The organism is Winogradskyella litorisediminis, assembly GCF_042675765.1.
Classification (GTDB): domain Bacteria; phylum Bacteroidota; class Bacteroidia; order Flavobacteriales; family Flavobacteriaceae; genus Winogradskyella; species Winogradskyella litorisediminis.
In genome coordinates, this window is the sequence record NZ_JBHTJL010000003.1 from 392,842 (window position 1) to 415,391 (window position 22,550).

The following is a 22,550-nucleotide window of genomic DNA, read 5'->3' on the forward strand; positions in this document are numbered from 1 at the left end:
AATTTATTAAGACGTAAAGATACTATTCTATTAAGCGCCTATGATAATTTATTTGACCTAAATGATATGCTAAATGTGATTTGAGATGAAGTAGAAAATATTCCGTAGTCATAAAATCTTCAAAAGGATTTCTTCGGTATTCATTTTGAAAGTCTTGCTGAGTTAAAGAGTCTAGCGTACTAGTGACTATATTTTTTGTTTCATCAACTTGATTACAAATCTCTTCAACTGAAATATTTTTTTGCGAAAATTCCAATTCGCGCTGACGAACATAACCCGTATTTCCTAAATTTGCTCCTATAAAGTGATTAAGGTTTCCAATAATGTGTAAAACCAAATTACCCCCGGAGTTACTTATGTTTTTATCTAATTTCCAAATATTTGCTTCATCAGAATAAAGCTGTAATTCTGTTTTTAATTTTTCTAAATCGCGATTAAATAATTTAATTAATGATGCTTTCATTTGAGTTAGGTATTACTGCATTTCTATTATAAAAATAGTATTTAATTAGTTTACCTTTGCAGGATGAAAAATAAAAGCCGTTCGCAATTAGAATTTGTATTATTAATGGCGGCGCTAATGTCTATAGTTGCTCTAACTATTGACGCTTTATTACCTGCATTACCAGATATTGGGGCTGATTTAAATGTTAGCACTATAAAACACAACCCAAAACTAATTACTTCTATTTTTTTAGGTCTTGGTTTTGGGCAACTTTTGTTTGGACCATTGTCAGATAGTTTTGGAAGAAAGCCTATTGTTTACTTAGGTTTTATTGTTTTTATCATTGCATCATTTATTTGTATTACGACCAAGAGTTTTGAAATGATGTTATTAGGTCGTGTTTTACAAGGTGTTGGTTTGGCTGCGCCACGCACAATGACTATAGCTATGGTTAGAGATAGTTACAGTGGCGATTATATGGCTAAAATTCTATCCTTCGTGGTTATGATTTTTATTTTAGTGCCTATAATAGCACCATCTTTAGGGCAATACATCATGAATCATTTTCATTGGAAAAGCATCTTTATTTTTAACGGTTGCTTTGGTATCGCTGTAATGCTTTGGTTTTGGCTTAGACAACCAGAAACATTGAAAGACAAATACCGTATTCCGTACCGGATATCTATATTTAAAACAGGTACTATAGCATTTTTTAAAATAAAACCTGCTGTTATTTATACTTTGTTATCGGGATTAATAACGGGTTCATTTATGGTTTACCTCAGCACATCGCAACGTATTTTTGAAAAGCAATATGATTTAAAAGAAGAGTTTCCCCTCATTTTTGCGAGTTTAGCGATATCAGTTGGCATATCGACATTACTTAACAGTCAATTGGTAATGCGTTTTGGGATGCGAAATATTGTAAAACTAGCTATGACAAGCTTTGTTATTATTTCTTTAGTTTTTATAGGCTTATTTTATTCTGGAGCAAACCCAAGCGTTGAAGTTTTAATTGGCTTTTTTGCGCTACAATTTTTAACAATTGGTTTTTTATTTGGAAATCTTAGAGCATTAGCCATGGAGCCAATGGGACACATTGCTGGAATTGGCTCTGCATTAAACGGATTTATTTCTACAGTAATGGCTGTACCAATTGCAAATTACATCGGAAAATTTGTAATCAATTCAGTTACACCATTGTTTATAGGCTTTGCTGTTTGTGGACTAATTTCCTTAGTGTTGTTTTATATGGTGAAAAAACCTGTAAAAGAAGAAGCTATTTCAGCTTAAAAAATCTCTAAACTCCCTTTTCCTTCGCGGATAATTTCTGGAATGTCTTGAGATAAATCTATTACTGTTGAAGCTTCATTATCACCGTAACCACCATCTATAACAACATCAACTAATTTTTCCCACTTTTCAAAGATTAATTCTGGGTCAGTCGTATACTCTAAAACCTCATCTTCGTCTCTTATAGATGTCGAAACAATTGGATTTCCTAAGGCTTTTACTAATGCCAAAATAATTGAATTATTTGGCACACGAATACCTACCGTTTTCCGTTTTTTAAATGGGTTTGGTAATTTTTTAGAACCAGGAAGAATAAACGTATAGGCACCAGGCAATGCACGTTTTAGAATTTTGAACGTTGAAGTATCTATTTGTTTAACGTAATCACTAAGATTGCTTAAATCTTCACAAATAAAGGAGAAGTTAGATTTTTCGAGTTTAACACCTTTTATTCTGGCAATTCTTTCTAATGCTTTTGTATTGGTGATGTCACAACCCAAACCATATACAGTGTCTGTAGGATAAATAACCAATCCTCCAGATTTAAGTATATTAACCACTTTTTTAATTTCCTTTGGGTTAGGATTATCAGGATATATTTTGATGAATTCTGCCATAAACTAAAATTATGAATTATTTTTTAGTTCTACATAGCACCAATAGCAAATTTATTATCAGGTAATCGACGTTTTTAAAATAAAAACTAATCAGCCATTAACGAACACTATCGCTATTTAAAATTTCAAGCTTTGCAAAACGTAATAACAGCTTTTTTGTATCTCCGTTAGAAAATTTAATTTCTGCTTTAGAGTCTGCTCCTTTACCTTCAATTTGAAGCACTTCACCTCTACCAAATCGCTGGTGGTTTACAATGTTTCCTACTGACAATTTACTAGCGGATAAACTATTCTCTACAGGTACAGCTTTACTTACAGCTGTCATTTTTTTTGGTGCTTTAATTTCGAAATTTTCTGCTTTCTTTTTCAATGTCTTTTTCTGAAATTTTTGGGGTGTTTTCGGCTTTGCGAATCTTATTTTATTTGGTTCTATATCTCCAAAGATAGAAGAATCTAGCATAGGATTAAAACGTTGTTCTTGAATTGGTGTAATATTATCGACAAATTCTTCATCTATTTCCTCTATAAAACGACTTGGCTCGGCATCAATGAGCTTTCCCCAACGGTATCTCGATACCGTGTAAGTTAAATAGGCTTGTTTTTCGGCTCTTGTCAAAGCTACATAAAATAATCGACGTTCTTCTTCTAACTCACTACGTGTATTCATACTCATTGCGCTTGGAAATAAATCTTCTTCCATACCCACAATAAAAACGTGAGGAAATTCTAATCCTTTAGCTAAATGAATAGTCATTAAAGCCACGTGGTCTGGATTACCTTTATCCGCATCTAAATCTGTTGCTAGAGCGACATCTTCAAGAAACTCAGCCAATGATGCTGTGCTGTCTGCAATTTCCTTTTGTCCTTCTACAAAATCTCCAATACCATTAAGCAATTCTTCAATATTTTCCATCTTAGCAACACCTTCTGGTGTACCATCTTTATTGAGGTCTTTTACAATTCCTGTAACTTTTACAACATGCTCAGCTAACTCAAATGCATTGGCATTTTGGTTCATGACTTGAAAACTTTCAACCATGGTTACAAAGTTGCGTAACTTTGTTTTAGTACCACCGTTTATGTTAACATTAAGGTTCTCGATATCTCTAAGAACATCAAAAATTGGACGGTCATACGCACTCGCGGCGACAATTAATTTATCCATTGTGGTTTGCCCAATACCTCGAGCAGGATAGTTAATAATTCGTTTTAAAGCTTCTTCATCTGATGGATTTATAATTACTCTTAAATAAGAGAGTACATCTTTAATTTCTTTTCGTTGATAAAAGGACAAACCACCATAAATACGATACGGAATGTCTCGTTTACGTAAAGCATCTTCAATAGCACGGGATTGTGCATTTGTACGATATAAAACAGCAAAATCACTATTGTTTAGCTGTTCGTTCATTTTAGTTTCCCAAATGGTACTTGCTACAAAACGACCTTCGTCACCATCTGTCATGGAACGATGCACTTTTATTTTTCCACCCTCGTCATTTGCAGTCCAAACCACCTTATCAAGTTTAGTTTGATTTTTATCGATAACAGAATTTGCAGCATTGACAATATTTTTAGTTGAACGGTAATTTTGTTCTAACCGAAAAACTTTGACATTATCATAATCGCGCTGAAAATTGAGAATATTATTGATATTTGCACCACGAAACGCATAAATACTTTGGGCATCATCACCAACGACGCATATATTTTGAAATCTGTCTGAAAGTGCACGAACAATGAGATATTGAGAGTGGTTGGTATCTTGATACTCATCAACCAAAATATATCTAAAACGGTCTTGATATTTTGCTAACACATCCGGAAAACGAGTTAACAGTTCATTGGTTTTGAGGAGTAAATCATCAAAATCCATTGCTCCAGCTTTAAAACAACGCTCTACATATTCTCTATAAATTTCACCCATTTTTGGTCGCCTTGCTGCTGCATCAGCTTCCATAATTTCGGGATTATTGTAATAGGCCTTAACAGTAATTAAACTGTTTTTGTAAGATGATATACGTGACCTAACTTGTTTGTATTTATAAATATCCTTGTCTAAACCCATTTCTTTGATAATAGAAGAAATAAGTCGGTCAGAATCTTGTGTATCGTAAATAGTAAAATTACTAGGATAACCCAATCGGTCCGCTTCAATACGCAGTATTTTGGCAAATACAGAGTGAAACGTGCCCATCCATAAATTTTTGGCTTCAGATTGTCCAACGATATCTGCAATTCTACCTTTCATCTCACGCGCTGCTTTGTTTGTGAAGGTTAAAGACAAAATATTAAAAGGGTCAACGCCTTGGCTCATTAAATATGCAATTCTGTAAGTGAGTACACGTGTTTTGCCAGAACCAGCACCTGCAATAACAATCATAGGACCGTTTTTTTGTAGTGTTGGCGCAAGCTGAGCTTCGTTAAGTTGACTTAGGTATTTTTCCAAAATGAGTAGCAATTATTAGAGTGTGAAAATACAGAAATACCTCGTTTTTATTGCCTAATTTTTAGAATAATTATAAACAAGTTATTCCAATAAAGGTGTCAATTATTTAATATATTTATGCTTTAGACTTTAATGCAGTTGTCTATTAATAATGAAAAAAGCCTGTTATGTTTTAGTTCTATTTTTTACCGTGTTTTTACATGGACAAGAAAAAGACGTGTACAGCAAAATATTTGGAAAAAACGAAGGTGTTAATTTTGATGAAATTAATACACTTTGTTTTGATAATGATGGCTTTTTATGGCTTGGCGGTAGCAACCTTAGTAACCGCACAATTATTGCAAACAAAAAGCCACTGACGCTTCAACGTTTTGATGGTATTGTGTTTCATGATGTTTTACTTCCGAAGATAGAAAAACCAATATTGAGTGTTGAACATATTTACAAACGTAAAGATGGATTGTTTTATTTAGTTACAAAAACAGCCTCTAGCTATAGATTATATAGTTTTGATGCTGTAAAAATTGAGTTTCAATCTATACGAGTAAATAATATATATGATACCGAAGGACTTTCTGACGTATACCATTACAATGGTGAAGATTACATAATTTCTCAAGAAGGAAAAAAAGTGTCTTTAAATACCATTTCTAAAGATTTGGAAGTAAAGTCATTATTCTCTTTTTCTCCAAAAACTAATACCTTTAACGTTCAATCTTCAACCACACTTATACCATTTAAAGACTTTTGTATAATTAGCGCTCGCTATTTTGAAATGACTTATTTTGATTGGAATGGGAATATTTTAAAAACACAGACGACGATTGATTATCCTAAATATTCAAAATCTACACGACTTTGGGTTGATGAATATTTTAAGCGAAACAACACGTATTACACATTTGTAAACGATAATAATTATTTATTCAAAATAGATACTCTTGCAAAAGAAATAGTTGGCGAGTCAAATAACAATAAATTAAAACAAACCCATTTAAAGACTTTTACAGATAATTCTAAAAACTTGGTGCTTTTTTCTTACGATGATGGAACGCTTAAAATGAGCACTTTTTTCAACAAGAAATTAAGTACCAAATACCAATTTAACATTCAAGCCTTAGATGGATTAACCGTCATTTCAAAAAACCTTGACGAAGATGTGTTTTTAGCAACTAATGGTAAACTTCATTATTTTAAATTTCCGAAAAAAAATGTAAAAACCTACCTAAAAGGCAAAAGCATTAGAACGATTAAACAAAAAGATTTAGACAATATAATTGTGGCTACCGAAACTGATGGGTGGCACAATTTAAATATTGAAACCGATAGCGTTTATAAACTTAAATATTACAATGATGATAAGGAGTTTAATGCTCAATCTAGCCGAAATATATTAGAATTAAAAGACAAATATTGGTCCTCTACTAGTAATGGTCTTTTTGAGATAGACAAAAAATCTAATACTGTTAACAATTACAGATATTTTCCTACTATCTGCATGGAGTCGTTAAATGATAGTATAATTATATATGGCACTAACAAGTTTAAACTTTTAGAATTTAATACAAACACAAAAGAATTTAAGTCAGTTGCCGAAACAGATTCTCTATATATTTTTGACTTAGTTATAAAAAACAACATTATTTTTTGTGCTACAGATAAGGGTGTTTTAAAATATGATTACGATAATAAAAAATCTAAGTTTTTTGATAAAAGTATATTAAGTGACCCATTTTTATTAATGGTAGATTATAATAAAAATTATGGAGCTTTATTTGGGTCTCGTTCTGGTGAAATATACAGCTATAACGAGGAAACAGATAATTTTAAAAGTGTTTATAAAGATGAGTTTAATGCTGGTATAGCTACAATACTATTTGACAAAGACGATTGGTGGATAAATACATTTAATGGTTTTGTGAAATACAATACCAAAGATAAATCGATAAGACGTTTCTCTGACAAAGATGGTTTTAGCCATAACGAAGCTAACAGATATAGTGCTTTAAAAACAGATAATGGTTTTTTTGTAGGAACTTTAGATGGACTCAATTTTTTTAAACCAGAAAATCTAGAGCTAAAAAAAGATAATGCACAGCTTACTTTATTAAAAATAAATAAGTTCGATTCTGGATTGAAAACATTCAATGACAACTTCAATCGAGAATATTTTAATAACATAAAAGAAATTGTTTTACCAGCCGAAAATAGAGCACTACAGGTAGACTTTGGTCTTCGTAATAATTTTGCACAAAATAATGGTGCTACTTATAAATATAGGCTTAACAATAAAAATTGGATAAACCTCAACCAAAATAGCAGTATTAGATTTCCTAATTTAGCAGCTGGCATTTACCAGCTAGAAATTCGTGCTGTAAACTTTTCAGGATTAGACATTGGTCAACCTCTAATTTTACAAATCAATAGTAAAGATTTTTTTTATAAATCATGGTTGTTTATCGTAGGTTTATCGCTAATTATAATTACCATACTTCTTTACTTTTTAAGACAATTTCAAATAAGAAAAAAACTACAAGACCAGTTTGCTTTAGACCTTATTAATTCGCAAGAAAACGAAAGAAAACGAATTGCTAGAGAATTACATGATAGCGTTAGCCAGCAACTAACTCTTATAAAACGGAAAGCACAAAACGAAGACCAAACCGAAATCTCAGAACTTACTAACAACACACTTGAAGAAGTACGTCATATATCTCGAGGGCTTTTTCCTCCGTTATTAAAACAGTTAGGGCTTACGGAAAGTATTAAACAATTGATATTAGACATAGACGAAAACAATGCTATTTTTGTTTCATCTGACATAGAAAAAATTGATAATAGTCTGGGCGAAGAACAATCACTTCACCTCTATCGTTTTATTCAAGAAACTATAAACAACATTTTAAAACATGCCGATGCTAAAGCGTTTTCAATTGAAATAACAAAACATAAAAATGAAATTCTAATCCTAATAAAAGATAACGGTAAAGGGTTTAACTTTACAGAGGCAAAACTTCAAAACAGCCTTGGTCTAAAAACTTTAGAAGAACGTATTAAAATATTAAACGGAGAATTTTCTATAAACAGCAAAATTGGTAAAGGCACTACTACAAAAGCACGAATATTTATTTAAATAAGAAGCATGAATCATTCTATAAAAATTTTAATTGCAGATGACCATCCTATTTTATTAAAAGGTTTGCAGGACGAATTAAAAAACCATAACTATGACAATATTTTATGTGCTAGCAATGGAGCTGAAGCCTTAGATATGATAGTTTCAAACCGACCAGATATAGCAATCCTAGACATAGAAATGCCACTTCTTTCTGGTTTTGAAATCATTAAAAAATGCCAAGAACAAGAATTACCAACCAAATTTATTGTATTGACTTCGCACAAAGAAAAACGTTATATTTTTAATGCAAAGTCTTTAAATATTTCTGGATATTTATTAAAAGATGAACCCTTTAGCGAAATTCAAACGTGTATTTCAAAACTCAGTGAAGACAAAACTTACTTTAGTTCTACCTTTAATTCTGTTTTTGAAAATGAAATATCACCAGAAATTGAAAAAATCAAATTACTCTCACCTTCAGAACGAACAATAGTGCGTATGATTGCAGATGGTAAGCAATCAAAAGAAATTTCGGAGTCGCTACTTATTTCACTTAGAACAGTTCAAAAACATAGAGCCAATATTATTCAGAAACTAAATTTAAGCTCTGACCATGATGCGCTTTCTGTATGGGTCAACTCTAACAAAACACTACTTTCTTCAATATAATTTACTACGTAGCCCTACGTAATTTTTGACATACATACGTATTGTCCGCTTTTAATAGATTAAGTAATTTGGTTTTAAAATTTTAATCATCTACTTCTGAAAAAAAATGACAAAAACTTATTTTATTTTAAATAAAAAATGTGAAAACAAAAATACTATCAGCATTAAAACTAATAATCACCTCTTTAACTCTAACGTAATACACTTTTGTAACAAAAGTAAACTTTGAAAAAAATCTAACCAATGGAGAATTAGAAGACCTTAGCGAAAGAAAATTATTAAAAGTGTACTTAAATCTTGTAGCTAAAGTTGATTTACTCTATAAATTAATTACTGATTCAATAAATATCAAATACTTTACTTGTATTCGTGTATACCAGATTACCTAAAAAAAATTATATAAATGTCATAAATAACCAATTCTCTAGTTTTAAATAAAAAAATATAATTTCACTACAAGCGGCTCTAAACATCAACAATCGTTTTGGGGGAAACAATCTAGATTATAAAAGAGTCGCTTGTAGTGAAATTATAGTTTTGTTTAACGGAATTTTTAACCTTATTTAACAATTTTGTATTTTAAAAAAAAAGAACCATAATTTACATTTGTATGTAAGAATTTGATGTAACAAATATTTCGGGGGAATATATTTTTTACAGAAAATTCTTTTTTTGGACTGACTAAGATATCAATTCAAAAGCATTCAGAAACCATCTCTATTTTGAGATGGTTTTCTTTTTTTAAATATCTTAGTAGAAATTTTTAAAATGAAAAAGAAAACACTCCTGTTCTATATTGCTGTTTGTGCAATTTATTTAATTTCCGCACAAGACAATCGTATCGATGGAAAAATAATTACAGGCTTTGGTGAAACCTTTAAAGTTGAAAATCCAGAAATAGCCACAAATATTAATGCAACACTTAAAGTTATTTTTGACGTTTCAAAAAGCCCCGAAGACAATTCAAAAGTTAATAGCTATATCGTCACTGCAGCACGTTTTTTAAATATGCACGCTGATGAAGGCATGGACATTAGTCAACTTAAAGTAGCACTCACCATTCATGGTGGTGCATGGAAAGATATTTTAACAGATGAAGAATATTTAAAAAAATTCGGCACAAAAAATCCAAATACAATACTCATAAAACAACTTAATGATGCTGGAGTCGATATTATATTATGCGGACAAACAGCCAATTTCAGAAAGGTATCACGTACAGACGTAAACCCTAACGTGAAACTTGCACTATCAGCAATGACAGCGCTAATTCAATATCAAAATAACGGTTATCAATTTATAAAATTTTAAACTTAAAAAATTACTAATGAAACTACTCACCTATATTTTTTGCTTAGGTCTTACATTAAGTTTTGCCCAAAATACCATTGAAAAAGATATCATCGATATCGAAGATAAACTTATTGAGTGGCGTCGCGATTTTCATAAAAATCCAGAACTCTCAAACCGCGAGTTTAAAACAGCTGAAAAAATTGCGAAGCACCTTAAGTCTTTAGGTTTAGACGTTGAAACTAACGTTGCAAAAACAGGTGTGGTTGGTATTTTAAAAGGAGACAATCCTGGAAAAGTCGTGGCTTTACGTGCAGATATCGATGCCTTGCCAGTTACCGAGCGCAACAATCTACCCTTCAAATCCGAAGTTAAAACTACATTTTTAAATACTGAAACTGGCGTGATGCATGCTTGTGGTCACGATACACATGCCGCTATATTGATGGCAACTGCCGAAGTATTTAGCAAACATAAAGACAAAATTAACGGAACAATAAAATTTATCTTTCAACCAGCAGAAGAAGGTCCACCACCAGGAGAAGAAGGTGGTGCTAAATTGATGATTAAAGAAGGGGTTTTAGACAATCCTAAAGTTGATGCCATTTTTGGTTTACATATCAACTCACAAACGCCTGTTGGTGTCATTAAATACAAAACCGGTGGTATAATGGCTTCTGTAGAGCGTTTTGTTATCAACGTTAAAGGCAAGCAAACACATGGCTCACAACCATGGTCTGGCGTTGACCCTATATTAATTTCGGCAAAAATTATCGATGGTTTACAAACAATCATCAGTCGCGAAGCCCGTTTAACGGATGAAGCTGCTGTAATTACCGTTGGAAAAATAACATCTGGCACACGTTTTAATATCATACCAGAATCTGCCGAAATGATTGGTACTGTAAGAACCCTAGACCCAAAAATGCGTGCTATGATTGAACGTCGTATGAAAGAAATGACAGAAACTATTGCCAAAGCGTATGGTGGTGAAGCTACGATTACCTTTCAGAATAATACATCAATTACCTATAATGATGCTGCCTTAACTGAACAGATTTTACCGTCAATTCAAAAAGTAGCAGGTGCAGAAAATGTACAATTAATGAAAGCAACAACTGGCGGCGAAGATTTCTCTTATTTTCAAGAAAAAGTGCCAGGCGTTTATTTCTTTTTGGGCGGAATGACACCAGGAAACACAGAATCTTTTCCTCATCACACACCTGATTTTCAAATTGATGAAAGCGGATTATTACTTGGTGTAAAAGCGTTTACACAAATTACTTTAGACTATTTAAATAATTAATATGAGTTCAGTTTTAGATTTTTTAGGCCAAATTCCTTGGTGGGCTTGGATACTTATCGTTTTAGTGCTTATTGCAATAAGAGATATCTTTTTTCAAAAAAAACACATTATCATTCATAATTTTCCGGTAGTTGGGCATTTGCGTTATTTTCTTGAAAGTTTCGGGCCAGAAATTCGACAATATTTTGTGGCGAACAATCGCGAAGAATTACCATTCAATCGTATTGAACGTGGTTGGGTTTACGCTTCATCTAAAAACGAAAACAATTACGAAGGTTTTGGTACAGACAGAGATATATATTCGCACCAACACTTGTTTATTAACAACGCGATGTTTCCTTTTAAAATTGAGGAAAATCATCCAAATTCAAAAGACAATAGCTTCTTGCCATGCGCAAAAGTTATGGGTGCATTTCACAAACGAAAAAAACCATATAGACCAGCGTCTATAATAAATATTTCGGCGATGAGTTATGGCTCTTTATCGGCTCGCGCTATAGAATCAATGAATAAGGGCATTGCTATGTGTGGTGCTTACCAAAATACAGGTGAAGGCGGATTATCTCCTTATCATAAAAATGGCGGTGATGTCGTGTTTCATTTTGGAACAGGTTATTTTGGAGTGAGAGATGACGATGGTAATTTTTCTATGGAGAAAATGATAAAATTGGTTGAAGACAATCCATTTATAAAAGCTATAGAAGTTAAATTATCTCAAGGCGCAAAACCAGGAAAAGGTGGTGTTTTACCAGCTTCAAAAATATCTAAAGAAATTGCTGAAATACGAAATGTTGAAATGGGAAAAGACGTATTGTCTCCACCAAATCACTCGGCGTTTTCTACAATATCTGAAATGGTAGATTTTATTGAAGCCATTGCTAACGCAACAGGTTTACCTGTAGGAATTAAAGCGGCAATAGGTAAAATTGACCAATGGGAAGAACTGGCGCAAATCATGAAAAAAGAAAATCGCGGTCCAGATTTTATTACAGTTGATGGTGGTGAAGGTGGCACAGGTGCTGCGCCTCCAAGTTTTGCTGACCACGTATCACTACCTTGGGTCTACGGCTTTAAAGAAATTTATAAACTATTCCAAAGTTACGGATTAGAGGAGCGAGTCGTTTTTATAGGAAGTGGTAAATTAGGTTTTCCAGGAAAAGCAGCTATGGCATTTGCAATGGGCGTCGATTGCATAAATGTTGCTCGTGAAGCTATGCTAAGCATTGGATGTATTCAGGCAAAAGTATGTCACAATAACACTTGCCCAACAGGTATTGCTTCTTCAAATAAATGGCTTCAGCGAGGCATCAATATACCTTTAAAGGCTGAACGTTTAGCACAATATTTTAAAACGTTTAGAAAAGAATTTTTAGAAATTACGCATGCTGCAGGTTACGAGCATCCTTGCCAGTTTACGATGGATGACATTGAAATGAATGTGGACGACCATCATTTAATGCAAGAGATTGATACTACCTTTGGTTACAATAAAACGCCTGTAATATTTAATAATATGCAAACGCTGAAAGATTGTATGCATTTGGGTGGAAAAACAAACGCATAATTGGTTCTTAGTCTCAAACCATTTATGTTTGCTAAAAAAAATTACAATGTCTACAGAATCTATAATCGTTCTCATTTTAAGCCTGTTTCCGGCTATGTTTATAGCAGCTTTATCTTACACGTTTTTTAAAAATCACATAGATAACGAAAATCGGCAACGCCAATTTTTATTACAAAAGGATTTACAAAAACAGTCTTTACCTTTGCGTCTGCAAGCCTACGAACGCATGGCGTTATTCATGGAACGTATATCACCTTCAAATTTAATTGTGAGAATTAACCCAAACTCTTCAAATAAAGAAGATTACGAATCTTTACTTATAGCGACAATTGAACAAGAATATCAGCATAATTTAACTCAACAAATATACATTTCGGACAAATGTTGGGCCGTTATAAATACTGCAAAAAACAGCACTATTCAATTGATAAGAAAGTCCGCAATGTTAGAGAAAACAGATTCTGCTCAAAAACTTCGTGAAGTTATACTAAGTGATTTAATGGAAAAACAAGCGCCAAGCGCAACAGCTTTAGCATTAATAAAATCTGAAGTTAGCGAACTTTGGTAATGAGCATTTTTACTGAAAAATTTCTAACTTTTACTTGATAGCGTGTTTTTGCTCTGCATAATCGTAACCTTGTTGCCACCATTTTTGCATCAATCGCTTACTAAAAATTAGAGAATTTTCAGTCAAAGTTGTTGGTGTATAATACAAGTTTAGTTTAGCGTCACGGGTTTTTGCTGCTAACTTTCCGATAAGAACATCATTCTTTTCATTCTGGTCAAGTAAATGCCCAAATAAGTTTAGCATTAGCGAAAAAGGATTTTTACCCAAAATTTTCTGTCTATCCATGTTTTCAGCTTCTAATACAATGGCATCTATCTCGGTAGCGCCTCGTAGAATAGCTTCTCGTATCGGAATTACACTTCCTAAGCCGCCATCAGCATATTCATGACCATTTACCATGGCTAGTGACATAAACGGTACATAATTGCAAGAAATCCAAATCCAATTACAAAATTCCTCGTAAGTACACTCTTGTATTGACTTGTACTCTACCCGATTCATAGATAAATTTGCTACCGTTACGACGACATCATGCTTTGTAGCTCTAATTTTTTCAAATTCGGGATAGGTCAAGTTCTTTTTAATATTTCGCTTTAGAGCTTTACTCTCTCCAAATGTACGCTTACGCCTTATAAATTGCCAAAAAGAATTTACAAAATCAATAGACACATATTCTCTATCTCCTTTTTTTCGCTGCACAAAAGGACTAATACTAAAAATATCGTGCTGTTGCACATTAGTAAAAATATCGAAAAGCTTACCTATTTCGCCACAAGCCAAATGCGGTACCAATAAACTTCCTGTAGAAGTTCCTAAAAACAGGTCGTAATTGTGTTTTTCGCGCTCCATAAGATACTGCGCTACACCGCCAGCATAAGCACCTTTACTTCCTCCTCCAGAAATTACCAATGCGCGCATTATTTGTTGTGTTTTTTTAGCATATCTTTTGCAAACTTAACCAATCGCCAGTTATGATGTGTCGTCGCTTGTTCTAAATTATTTTTACAATCATCATCACAAGCCCCAATGAGGTCTAAATAATTAAAAGCATTGATTCTAAGCTGAAAATTATGTTCTGGATTTGTATAACTTTTCAATTCATTCAGAATCTCTTGCTTTTTATCTGTTTGAAATTCTGGTGTATTCAAATGCAACACCAACCATAATAAACGTACGTTTTTATCTGAAAAACCCTGAATATTTCGTGTTTTACTTAGATATCTTGAACGTGCCGAAGGAAAATTCAACCATAAATTATACAAAGCAGATTCAATAGTTATATAGGATTTATCATCTAAAAACGATTCATATTCTGTTTGAAGGTTAGCTGGAATTTTAGTCAAATATTGTGAAATAGCTTGTCGCACTTTTCGGCTTTCTCTAAACGTATCTTTAGTTACCAAATCTGAGCGCTGCGCAATAATTTTTACTTTGGCTTCGTCGGAAATGTAACCACCTAAATATTCTTTGCATTTTGATGTTGCCGTTTCACAATCCACCATAATATATTCTTGAATAAAAACAGAATTTTCCTTTAACAACGTAACCGCATCATTAAATGGAAACATTTCAGCTTCAATCCATTTTGAAACAAATTCTGAAAGCGATTTACCATAAAGCACTTCAACTTCAGAAATAAAGTTTGATGTATTTACATTTAAAAATTGATATTTATTCAAATAATTTACGACTGCTTTTTTAAAGATGTCATCACCAACTTTATTTCGTAATGCATACAAAACCCAGGCGCCACGCTGATAAAAGGTTAAACTACTTGATTTAGAATTAAGCAATGACGTACCATTTCCAGCAACATCTTGTCGTCCCAAATCTTGAGCCGAATTGTAAAGTTTAAAATCGAAATAATCTTGACCAAACACTTCTTTCTCAGCTAAGAGCGCATAGTACGTCGCAAAACCTTCTTGTAACCAATGATGCTCACCAGACGTTGCAGTTACCAAATCTCCAAACCATTGATGCGCCAACTCGTGTGCGTTGACGTTGACGTAGTTTCTATCATTAAAACCAGTAGAATCTACAACAAACGCATCTGAAAAAATAGTCAAACTCGTGTTTTCCATTCCTGAATACAAAAAATCATGCACTGGCACTTGTTTGTAATTCTGCCACGGATAGGCAAAACCAATTTCATCTTCTAAAAAATCGAACAAATATTTGGTGTAACGATACGTTGGCTCCACTTTTAAAGAATCTTCTGGGTAATAATAATATTCTAAAGGAATGCCGCTTTTTGAGAATTCTTTTTTGACGTCGTATTTACCGATAGCTAAGGCAACGAGGTAGCTTGACATTGGTTTCTGCATGTTGTAAAACCACATTCTATTCTCTGGAATCCGCCCCTTTTTTATAAACTTCCCATTGGCAATTACATCATAACTTTCATCATATAAAATTTGAAGATTAAATTCAGCTTTCTCATTAACATCATCGAAACTTGGAAGCCAGTTACTTGTGTATTTCCCTTGACCTTGTGTCCAAATATTCCAATCTCCATTTCTCTTTGTAAAATAGAGTGACTTTTTTGGATATGCTTCATAATTAAACATTACCTTATAAAGACTATCCTTCTTAAAGTTTGATTTTATTATTATTTTTTTTGAATCATTTACAAATAATTTAATGTACCTATCGTTCAAAGAAACATTATCAAATTTCATATTTATAGCATCTATAAAAATTGAATCTGTATTTTTTAGTATTCTGAAGTAATATTCAGCAATTCCGAAGACTTTTGAAGAATCTGGTTTGACTCCTAATTGCACGTCTACTCGTTCAAAATCCACATATTCCGTTTGCTGCGCAGTTAAAACTACAGAAAACAAAAGAGTAAAAACAATGAAAATTTTCTTCATACAGTAAAACTACACAAGGATGAGACCAAAATGCAAATTATAACCATAACTTTTATCGAAAAGAATTAAATTCGCTTTATGAGCGCAAAACTTCAAACTCCAATCGATTATTTAAAGGGTGTTGGCCCTAATCGTGCAGATTTATTACGCTCTGAGCTTGGAATTGAAACCTATCAAGATTTACTCAACCTTTTCCCAAATCGTTATATAGACCGTACGCGCTATTACAAAATCAACGAGTTACAACGCAATAATGCCGAAGTGCAAGTAATTGGAACCATCACTGGATTTAGAGAAGTGGCTCAAAAACGAGGCAAACGTTTAGTTGCCGATTTTAAAGACGAAACTGGAATGATGGAACTCGTTTGGTTTCGTGGGCAAAAATGGATTAGAGAAAGCCTAAAAATCGGTAAATCTTACGTGATTTTTGGACGCACAAACTGGTTTAGCGGCAAATACAGCATGCCACATCCAGAAATCGAATTGCAATCAGAAAATGAAAACAACTTGCGTACTGCCATGCAAGCGATTTATCCGTCAACCGAAAAATTATCTAATAAAGGCGTTACCAACAAAGTGGTGTCTAAAATCATGCAACAATTGTTTTTAGATACCAAAGGAAAATTTACTGAAACCTTACCAGAAAAAACACTTTCAGATTTAAAATTAGTATCAAAATCTGAAGCACTTTTAAACATCCATTTTCCAAAATCTCCAGAGCTTTTAGCACGTGCTCAATTCCGGTTAAAATTTGAAGAATTATTTTACATTCAGTTGCAATTAATTCTTAAAAATCTTATCCATAAATCAAAAATAAAAGGATTAAAATTTGATAAAGTTGGCAACTATTTCAACACATTTTTTAATGAGCATTTACCTTTTGAATTAACCAATGCACAGAAGCGCGTTTTAAAGGAAATTCGGTTTGATTTAGGTAGTAATGCACAGATGAACCGACTTTTACAAGGTGATGTTGGCTCTGGAAAGACCATTGTAGCATTCATGTCAATACTCATGGGACTTGACAATGGTTTTCAATGCTGCTTAATGGCGCCAACTGAAATTTTGTCAGTCCAACATTATACTGGATTAAAAGAATTATGCAAACCATTGAATATCAATATTTCATTATTAACTGGTTCAACTAAAACTTCAAAACGAAAAGAGATTCACGAAAATCTCGAAAATGGCACTTTACAAATACTTGTTGGCACTCATGCCCTACTTGAACCAAAGGTGAAATTTCAAAATTTAGGCTTAGCAATTATCGATGAGCAACACCGATTTGGAGTCGCACAACGGAAAAAATTATGGGATAAAGGACCTTCTGTTTCTCCCAACAAAATTAGCTTTGAAAATTCGAATTCAACTTCATCTTCGTCTTCGAATTCAAAGACTATTCCACCACACATTTTAGTGATGACGGCAACACCAATTCCAAGGACCTTGGCGATGTCTGTTTATGGCGATTTGGATATCTCCGTGATAGACGAATTGCCTGCTGGTCGGAAAGCAATAAAAACAGTTCATCGCTTCGATAATAATCGTCTTAAAGTTTTCAGATTTATGAAAGACGAAATTAAAAAAGGGCGACAGATTTACGTGGTTTATCCATTAATCCAAGAAAGTGAACATATGGATTACAAAGATTTGATGGATGGCTATGAAAGTATTGTAAGAGAGTTTCCGCAGCCAGACTATCAAATTTCAATTGTACACGGCAAAATGAAACCTGATGATAAAGATTACGAAATGCAGCGTTTCGTAAAAGGGGAAACTCAAATTATGGTGGCGACTACAGTTATAGAAGTTGGTGTAAACGTTCCAAATGCTTCGGTAATGATAATAGAAAGCGCTGAACGTTTTGGTTTATCGCAGCTTCATCAATTGCGTGGACGTGTTGGTCGTGGTGCCGAACAAAGTTATTGCATTTTAATGACGAGTCGTAAACTTGGAGAAAATAGCAAAACACGCATAGAAACTATGGCAAGGTCATCTGATGGTTTTGAAATAGCTGAAGTCGACCTTAAACTTCGTGGACCAGGCGATATTATGGGCACTCAACAAAGTGGTGTTTTAAATTTAAGAATAGCCGATGTAGTAAAAGACAAAGATATTTTACATGAAGCACGCTACCAAGCTAAAAAGATTTTGTCTGCTGACCCATCATTGAGTATGGCTGAACATCTTCCTGTTCTAAGCACTTACAGAGAAATGAGCAAGTATAAGAATATCTGGAATTATATTAGTTAAGTTTTATGATAAAGGAGTTAAGAATATTAATTCAGTGTCTTTGAGAAAGATTCTAAAATAAATTTAGATTAAAAAAAAGGCTTGGCCACCAACCAAAATACCAAGCCTTCCAAAACATAAATAATCGTGTTTTGATGATTATTTACTTTCCTGTTAATTCTTCAAGATTTTTCTCTGAATTGGCTTTAATTCTTGTAGAAGGATTTAGACTCAATGCTTTCTTATAATTTTTGATAGCTGCTTTTTTATCGCCTTTTGCTTTGTAAGCTGCTCCCAAACTATCGTACCAATTGGCATTTTTAGGGTCGTTTTTAATATTTAAATTAAAATATTTTATAGCTCTCTCATAGTCTTTTTCGGTTATCATCATATAACCGATTCTATTGATTTGTATAGGTGTTGCCAAAGTTACCGCTTCATCCATCGCCGCGCTAAAACCTTTTAAATCTCCTTTCTTTTTTAAAATTTGAGCTTTTATAGCTAAACCATTTACAGTTTTAAGGCTATAAAAATTATTTTCTAAAGCGTTATTAATCCAAACTAAAGCTTCGTCTAAATCACCATTATTATTTAAAGCAAAGCTTGCTGCTTGCTCCCAATTTTGCCTCGTAAATCCTTTTTGCCCTTTAAATTGTGCTCTTATATCTTTAAGAACAATATCAGTAACATCAACTTCAATTTTAAACTCAAAGGCTTTCTTTTCCCACTTTAAAGACGCTGTAGTTGTAGTTGGTGTGACAGCGTCAAATACATAAGTCAAAGTTTCTACATGCGGAATATCTTTTACAGATATTTCTGTGTTTAAAATATCATTTGCCGAGTCGTAAAAATAACTTCCCCATGCATCTTTATCAGTCGATAAAATTAAATTGGCAGAATTTTCATCTTTTACATTTAAGTGCAAACCATAAGTACCCGCAGAAACATTTTTGCCTTCAACTTTGACATTATGCTCAAATGTAATAGTAGTATTTTCGTCAGCGCCAGCACGCCAAGGTGCAGCTTTAGAAGTTCCAAAACCTAAGTTATTAAGCCCAAAAGGAACTAATTTTCCGTAGATTTCTCGAGCTCGTACACTTGGTCTAGAATACTTTATAGTAATATCTGTAATACCTACAGTTTGTGTTACCGATGCTTTTTGACTACCACTAGGCAAATCTAATTGTGCAAGTCCAAAATAAGGTATGCTCATTAAAACGAAGGTAAATAGGAACCTAAATTTGTTTTTCATATTAAAGATAATTTAGTTAGAAATACCAAAGTAGAATCTATTTAAGTAAACGTCTGTTACGAACCTGTTAAAGAATATTGATAAGATGTTAATTAACTAATCATTAAGATAGGAAATTTTAGCATATTGCATCACCAATAAGCGTATCTCCATTTAAAATTTCAAAAACACAATTTGCCTGAACATCATCGTGTAAAAATCTTACTAAAGTTTGAGCTACATCAGCTCTACTTATTTCTCCTTTTCTATTTAGTGATTTTGATAACTCTATTTTACCCGTACTTTCAGAGTTGTTTAGTGTTCCAGGACGAATGATAGCATAATTTAATCCACTATTTTTCAAATGTTCATCCGCATTGTGTTTAGCTTTTAAATAGTCCTTTAAATCATCTGCCTCTTCTGGTTTGTCTGCACCCATTGAACTGAGCATTACAAATTTAGCCACATTTGACATTTTCGCAACAGCAATCAATCTTTTTGCTCCCTCTTGGTCTACTTCGACAACATTTTTTCCACCAGAACCAGCAGCGAATAAAACTTTATCTATATTAATCATAGTATGTGTTAAATCTTTTGTCAAATCTGCTAAAACCGTATCAATGTTTTTTTCTTTAAACTGTCCAATTTGCTCTTTTTTTCTGACCATCGCTATCGGATTGAAATATTGAGATTCCTTTAAAAGATGAACAATTTTTTTTCCTGTGGTACCATTTGCACCTGCTACTAATATATTTTCCATTTTATGCTATTTTTTTATTCGTTAAAATTATATAAGTTATTATAACATAATTAACTGATATGCTATTTATATTAGCAGTAAGAAATAACTACAACTTATAAATTAAAAAATGCTCCATCTTAAACTAGAAACTGACCCAAGATGGGTTAATATTGTTGAATCTAATATTGAAGAAATATTAGTTGATCATGCTTGGTGCGAACAAAAAGCTGCAACTAACGCCATAACCATAGTAACACATAATAGTGAGCATGAAGATTTGGTTACTAAATTGATAGAATTGGCTATGGAAGAGTTAGAGCACTTTCAGTTGGTTCATAATATTATTAAACAGCGCGGTTACAGTTTAGGTCCAAAAAGAAAAGATCACTATGTTAATCAACTTCATAAATTTATGAATCGCGGTGGTAATCCAACCCAAAGTTTAGTAGATAGATTGTTATTTTCGGCAATGATTGAAGCTAGAAGTTGCGAGCGTTTTAAACTCTTATCGCAACGAATCAGCGACCCAGAATTATCTAAATTTTACCATGATTTAATGATAAGTGAAGCGGGACATTACACTGTTTTTATTACGTTTGCGCGTAAATACGGAAAAAACATTAATGTAGAACAACGTTGGAAGGAACTTGTTGCCTTTGAAGGTGAAATCATTAAAAGCTACGGAAAGTCTGAGACAATTCACGGATAATTGTTTCGTATCATAATTACTTTTAAAAATAGTATTACTATTCATTTAAAAGTGTTTCAATAAACCCTTCAAATTCGTTTTTAAACTCGGTATATTTTTCGCCAGTAGCTGGGCCATTAAATCCAGTATGGATTTTACGAACTTTTCCTGTTTTATCAACAAAAATTGATGTTGGATAGGACAATATATGATTTAACATCGGTAGTTTTTCGGCTGCTTTTTCTTTATCATAGGTACCATATTGCGCTAACAAAACAGGGTAAACTATCCCAACTTTAGAGGTTAAACGCTCTATACGGTTAAAGGCTTTTTCTTTGGTTTTGGCAGACTCAAACGCCAAAGCAATAATTTCTAAGTCTTTGTCTTTATTTTTGCTGTAAAAGTCGGCATAATATTTACTTTCATCCAAGCAGTTTGGGCACCATGTTCCCATGATTTGTACAACTACTACTTTGTCTTTAAAACGCTCGTCAGATAACGAAACTTGATTTCCATTAGCATCAGGAAATGTAAATTCCAGACTCTCATAACCATCTTTTAAAAACGTTAAACTATTTGCACTTGGCAATTCGTAATCGGAGTTACGCTTAGCTACAAAAGGCTCTTTCCAGTGGTTTCCAGAATAGAATGTACCGTTCATTGTAGAATCGGTAACTTCAGCTGTAAATAGAAAAGCATGAGCACCGTCAAACGTAGATAACTCCATACGGTTTCCGTTTAAAACACCTTCCAAATAACGGTAATCACCAGTTGTTGTTCTGAATGTTCCAGTCACTTTTCCATCTTTCTGCTCAAAAACACCTTTAGCAATATATTCATCGCCTTCAATGCCTTTGCTAAACACGGTTTCCCAAACTCCCGAAACATTTGTTGCAGCATCACCATTATTGTTAAAACGTTCTTTTCGACCGTAATTCGCATAAAAAGGCACTACTCTATCTAGACTTTCGTTAATAAAATTGCCTTTTATGGTTGAATTATCCATAAATTTTCCTGCGAGATAACCTTCAAACACTGGAGCTTTTATAAAGATAGAATCGTTTTTATATTCAATTTCATCGACTTCAATCTGTTCTTCAGCATTAAAAATGGTCAAGCTATTTTGCGAATCGACTTCAACTATAAACGGCAATTCCTGATCATCTTGGAGCTGTAAAACAAAACGATACGTACCGTAATCGAGTGTTTTCGAGGTGGTTTTGTCTTTACAAGACACCAAGATTAAAGCCAATAGAAAAATTGAAAAATATCTCATTGAAAATTGTTTGTATTTAAAGTTCGAAATAACAACAAAAACCTTACATAAAAAAAAATTAAGATTTATGACACAGCTTTACATCATTACGTTAAATATTATAAAAGCAATAAATATTAGTTACCAAAATTTAAAGACGTATATTTCATTAACCTACAAGTATTATTATCTTTGTCGCTTATATTTTTG

General features: G+C 33.0%; 17 protein-coding genes. 9 read left to right on the top strand and 8 right to left on the bottom strand.

Annotated elements, in window-relative coordinates; genetic code table 11:
• Positions 1–22: 22 nt before the first annotated feature.
• Complete coding sequence (locus ACFQ1Q_RS01860; RefSeq protein ID WP_386127390.1) at positions 23–463, bottom strand: DUF1572 family protein; 441 nt, start codon at positions 461–463, stop codon at positions 23–25.
• A 63-nt stretch (positions 464–526) separates the two neighbouring features.
• Here ACFQ1Q_RS01860 and ACFQ1Q_RS01865 point away from each other — a divergent pair, with 63 nt between their 5' ends.
• Positions 527–1,738, top strand: a complete 1,212-nt coding sequence (locus ACFQ1Q_RS01865) for a multidrug effflux MFS transporter (RefSeq protein WP_386127392.1) — start codon at positions 527–529, stop codon at positions 1,736–1,738.
• On the opposite strand, the gene ACFQ1Q_RS01870 is transcribed toward ACFQ1Q_RS01865, so the two are convergent.
• Together ACFQ1Q_RS01870 and ACFQ1Q_RS01875 are read right to left on the bottom strand one after the other, a co-directional pair.
• Positions 1,735–2,355, bottom strand: a complete 621-nt coding sequence (locus ACFQ1Q_RS01870; RefSeq protein WP_386127394.1) for an L-threonylcarbamoyladenylate synthase — start codon at positions 2,353–2,355, stop codon at positions 1,735–1,737. The genes ACFQ1Q_RS01865 and ACFQ1Q_RS01870 overlap by 4 nt on opposite strands.
• Before the next feature lie 97 nt (positions 2,356–2,452).
• A complete protein-coding gene (locus ACFQ1Q_RS01875; RefSeq protein ID WP_386127396.1) occupies positions 2,453–4,804 on the bottom strand; it encodes an ATP-dependent helicase in 2,352 nt (783 codons plus the stop codon).
• A gap of 151 nt (positions 4,805–4,955) precedes the next feature.
• On the opposite strand from ACFQ1Q_RS01875, the gene ACFQ1Q_RS01880 reads away from it, so the two are divergent.
• The 6 genes from ACFQ1Q_RS01880 to ACFQ1Q_RS01905 all read left to right on the top strand — a co-directional run bounded on the left by ACFQ1Q_RS01880 (position 4,956) and on the right by ACFQ1Q_RS01905 (position 13,319).
• Positions 4,956–7,937 (top strand): sensor histidine kinase, encoded by a 2,982-nt coding sequence (locus ACFQ1Q_RS01880; RefSeq protein WP_386127398.1) that lies wholly within the window; start codon positions 4,956–4,958, stop codon positions 7,935–7,937.
• A gap of 9 nt (positions 7,938–7,946) precedes the next feature.
• Positions 7,947–8,591: a response regulator gene (locus tag ACFQ1Q_RS01885; protein ID WP_386127400.1), complete on the top strand. Its 645-nt coding sequence runs from the start codon at positions 7,947–7,949 to the stop codon at positions 8,589–8,591.
• Positions 8,592–9,359: 768 nt separating this feature from the next.
• The gene (locus ACFQ1Q_RS01890) at positions 9,360–9,902 is read left to right on the top strand and encodes a DsrE family protein (RefSeq protein WP_386127402.1); all 543 of its coding nucleotides are present in this window, start codon (positions 9,360–9,362) and stop codon (positions 9,900–9,902) included.
• A 16-nt stretch (positions 9,903–9,918) separates the two neighbouring features.
• On the top strand, positions 9,919–11,187 hold the full coding sequence (locus tag ACFQ1Q_RS01895; protein ID WP_386127404.1) for an amidohydrolase: 1,269 nt from the start codon (positions 9,919–9,921) through the stop codon (positions 11,185–11,187).
• A 1-nt stretch (position 11,188) separates the two neighbouring features.
• A complete protein-coding gene (locus ACFQ1Q_RS01900; protein ID WP_386127406.1) occupies positions 11,189–12,751 on the top strand; it encodes an FMN-binding glutamate synthase family protein in 1,563 nt (520 codons plus the stop codon).
• A gap of 46 nt (positions 12,752–12,797) precedes the next feature.
• Complete coding sequence (locus ACFQ1Q_RS01905; RefSeq protein WP_386127408.1) at positions 12,798–13,319, top strand: DUF7935 family protein; 522 nt, start codon at positions 12,798–12,800, stop codon at positions 13,317–13,319.
• Between the two features lie 30 nt (positions 13,320–13,349).
• Here ACFQ1Q_RS01905 and ACFQ1Q_RS01910 read toward each other — a convergent pair whose 3' ends face one another.
• Positions 13,350–14,237, bottom strand: a complete 888-nt coding sequence (locus ACFQ1Q_RS01910) for a patatin-like phospholipase family protein (RefSeq protein ID WP_386127410.1) — start codon at positions 14,235–14,237, stop codon at positions 13,350–13,352.
• Complete coding sequence (locus ACFQ1Q_RS01915) at positions 14,237–16,192, bottom strand: M1 family metallopeptidase (RefSeq protein WP_386127412.1); 1,956 nt, start codon at positions 16,190–16,192, stop codon at positions 14,237–14,239. Before ACFQ1Q_RS01915 ends, ACFQ1Q_RS01910 begins: the two co-directional genes overlap by 1 nt.
• A gap of 78 nt (positions 16,193–16,270) precedes the next feature.
• On the opposite strand from ACFQ1Q_RS01915, the gene recG reads away from it, so the two are divergent.
• On the top strand, positions 16,271–18,445 hold the full coding sequence (recG, locus tag ACFQ1Q_RS01920) for an ATP-dependent DNA helicase RecG (RefSeq protein ID WP_386127414.1): 2,175 nt from the start codon (positions 16,271–16,273) through the stop codon (positions 18,443–18,445).
• 142 nt (positions 18,446–18,587) lie between these two features.
• Here recG and ACFQ1Q_RS01925 read toward each other — a convergent pair whose 3' ends face one another.
• Positions 18,588–19,637: a DUF2911 domain-containing protein gene (locus ACFQ1Q_RS01925; protein ID WP_386127416.1), complete on the bottom strand. Its 1,050-nt coding sequence runs from the start codon at positions 19,635–19,637 to the stop codon at positions 18,588–18,590.
• 157 nt (positions 19,638–19,794) lie between these two features.
• Positions 19,795–20,415 (bottom strand): SDR family oxidoreductase, encoded by a 621-nt coding sequence (locus ACFQ1Q_RS01930; protein ID WP_386127418.1) that lies wholly within the window; start codon positions 20,413–20,415, stop codon positions 19,795–19,797.
• Between the two features lie 109 nt (positions 20,416–20,524).
• On the opposite strand from ACFQ1Q_RS01930, the gene miaE reads away from it, so the two are divergent.
• Positions 20,525–21,106 carry a tRNA-(ms[2]io[6]A)-hydroxylase gene (miaE, locus tag ACFQ1Q_RS01935; protein WP_386127421.1) on the top strand — a complete coding sequence of 194 codons (582 nt, stop codon included), beginning with the start codon at positions 20,525–20,527 and terminating at the stop codon, positions 21,104–21,106.
• A 37-nt stretch (positions 21,107–21,143) separates the two neighbouring features.
• On the opposite strand, the gene ACFQ1Q_RS01940 is transcribed toward miaE, so the two are convergent.
• Positions 21,144–22,361: a peroxiredoxin family protein gene (locus ACFQ1Q_RS01940; RefSeq protein ID WP_386127423.1), complete on the bottom strand. Its 1,218-nt coding sequence runs from the start codon at positions 22,359–22,361 to the stop codon at positions 21,144–21,146.
• Positions 22,362–22,550 lie beyond the last annotated feature (189 nt).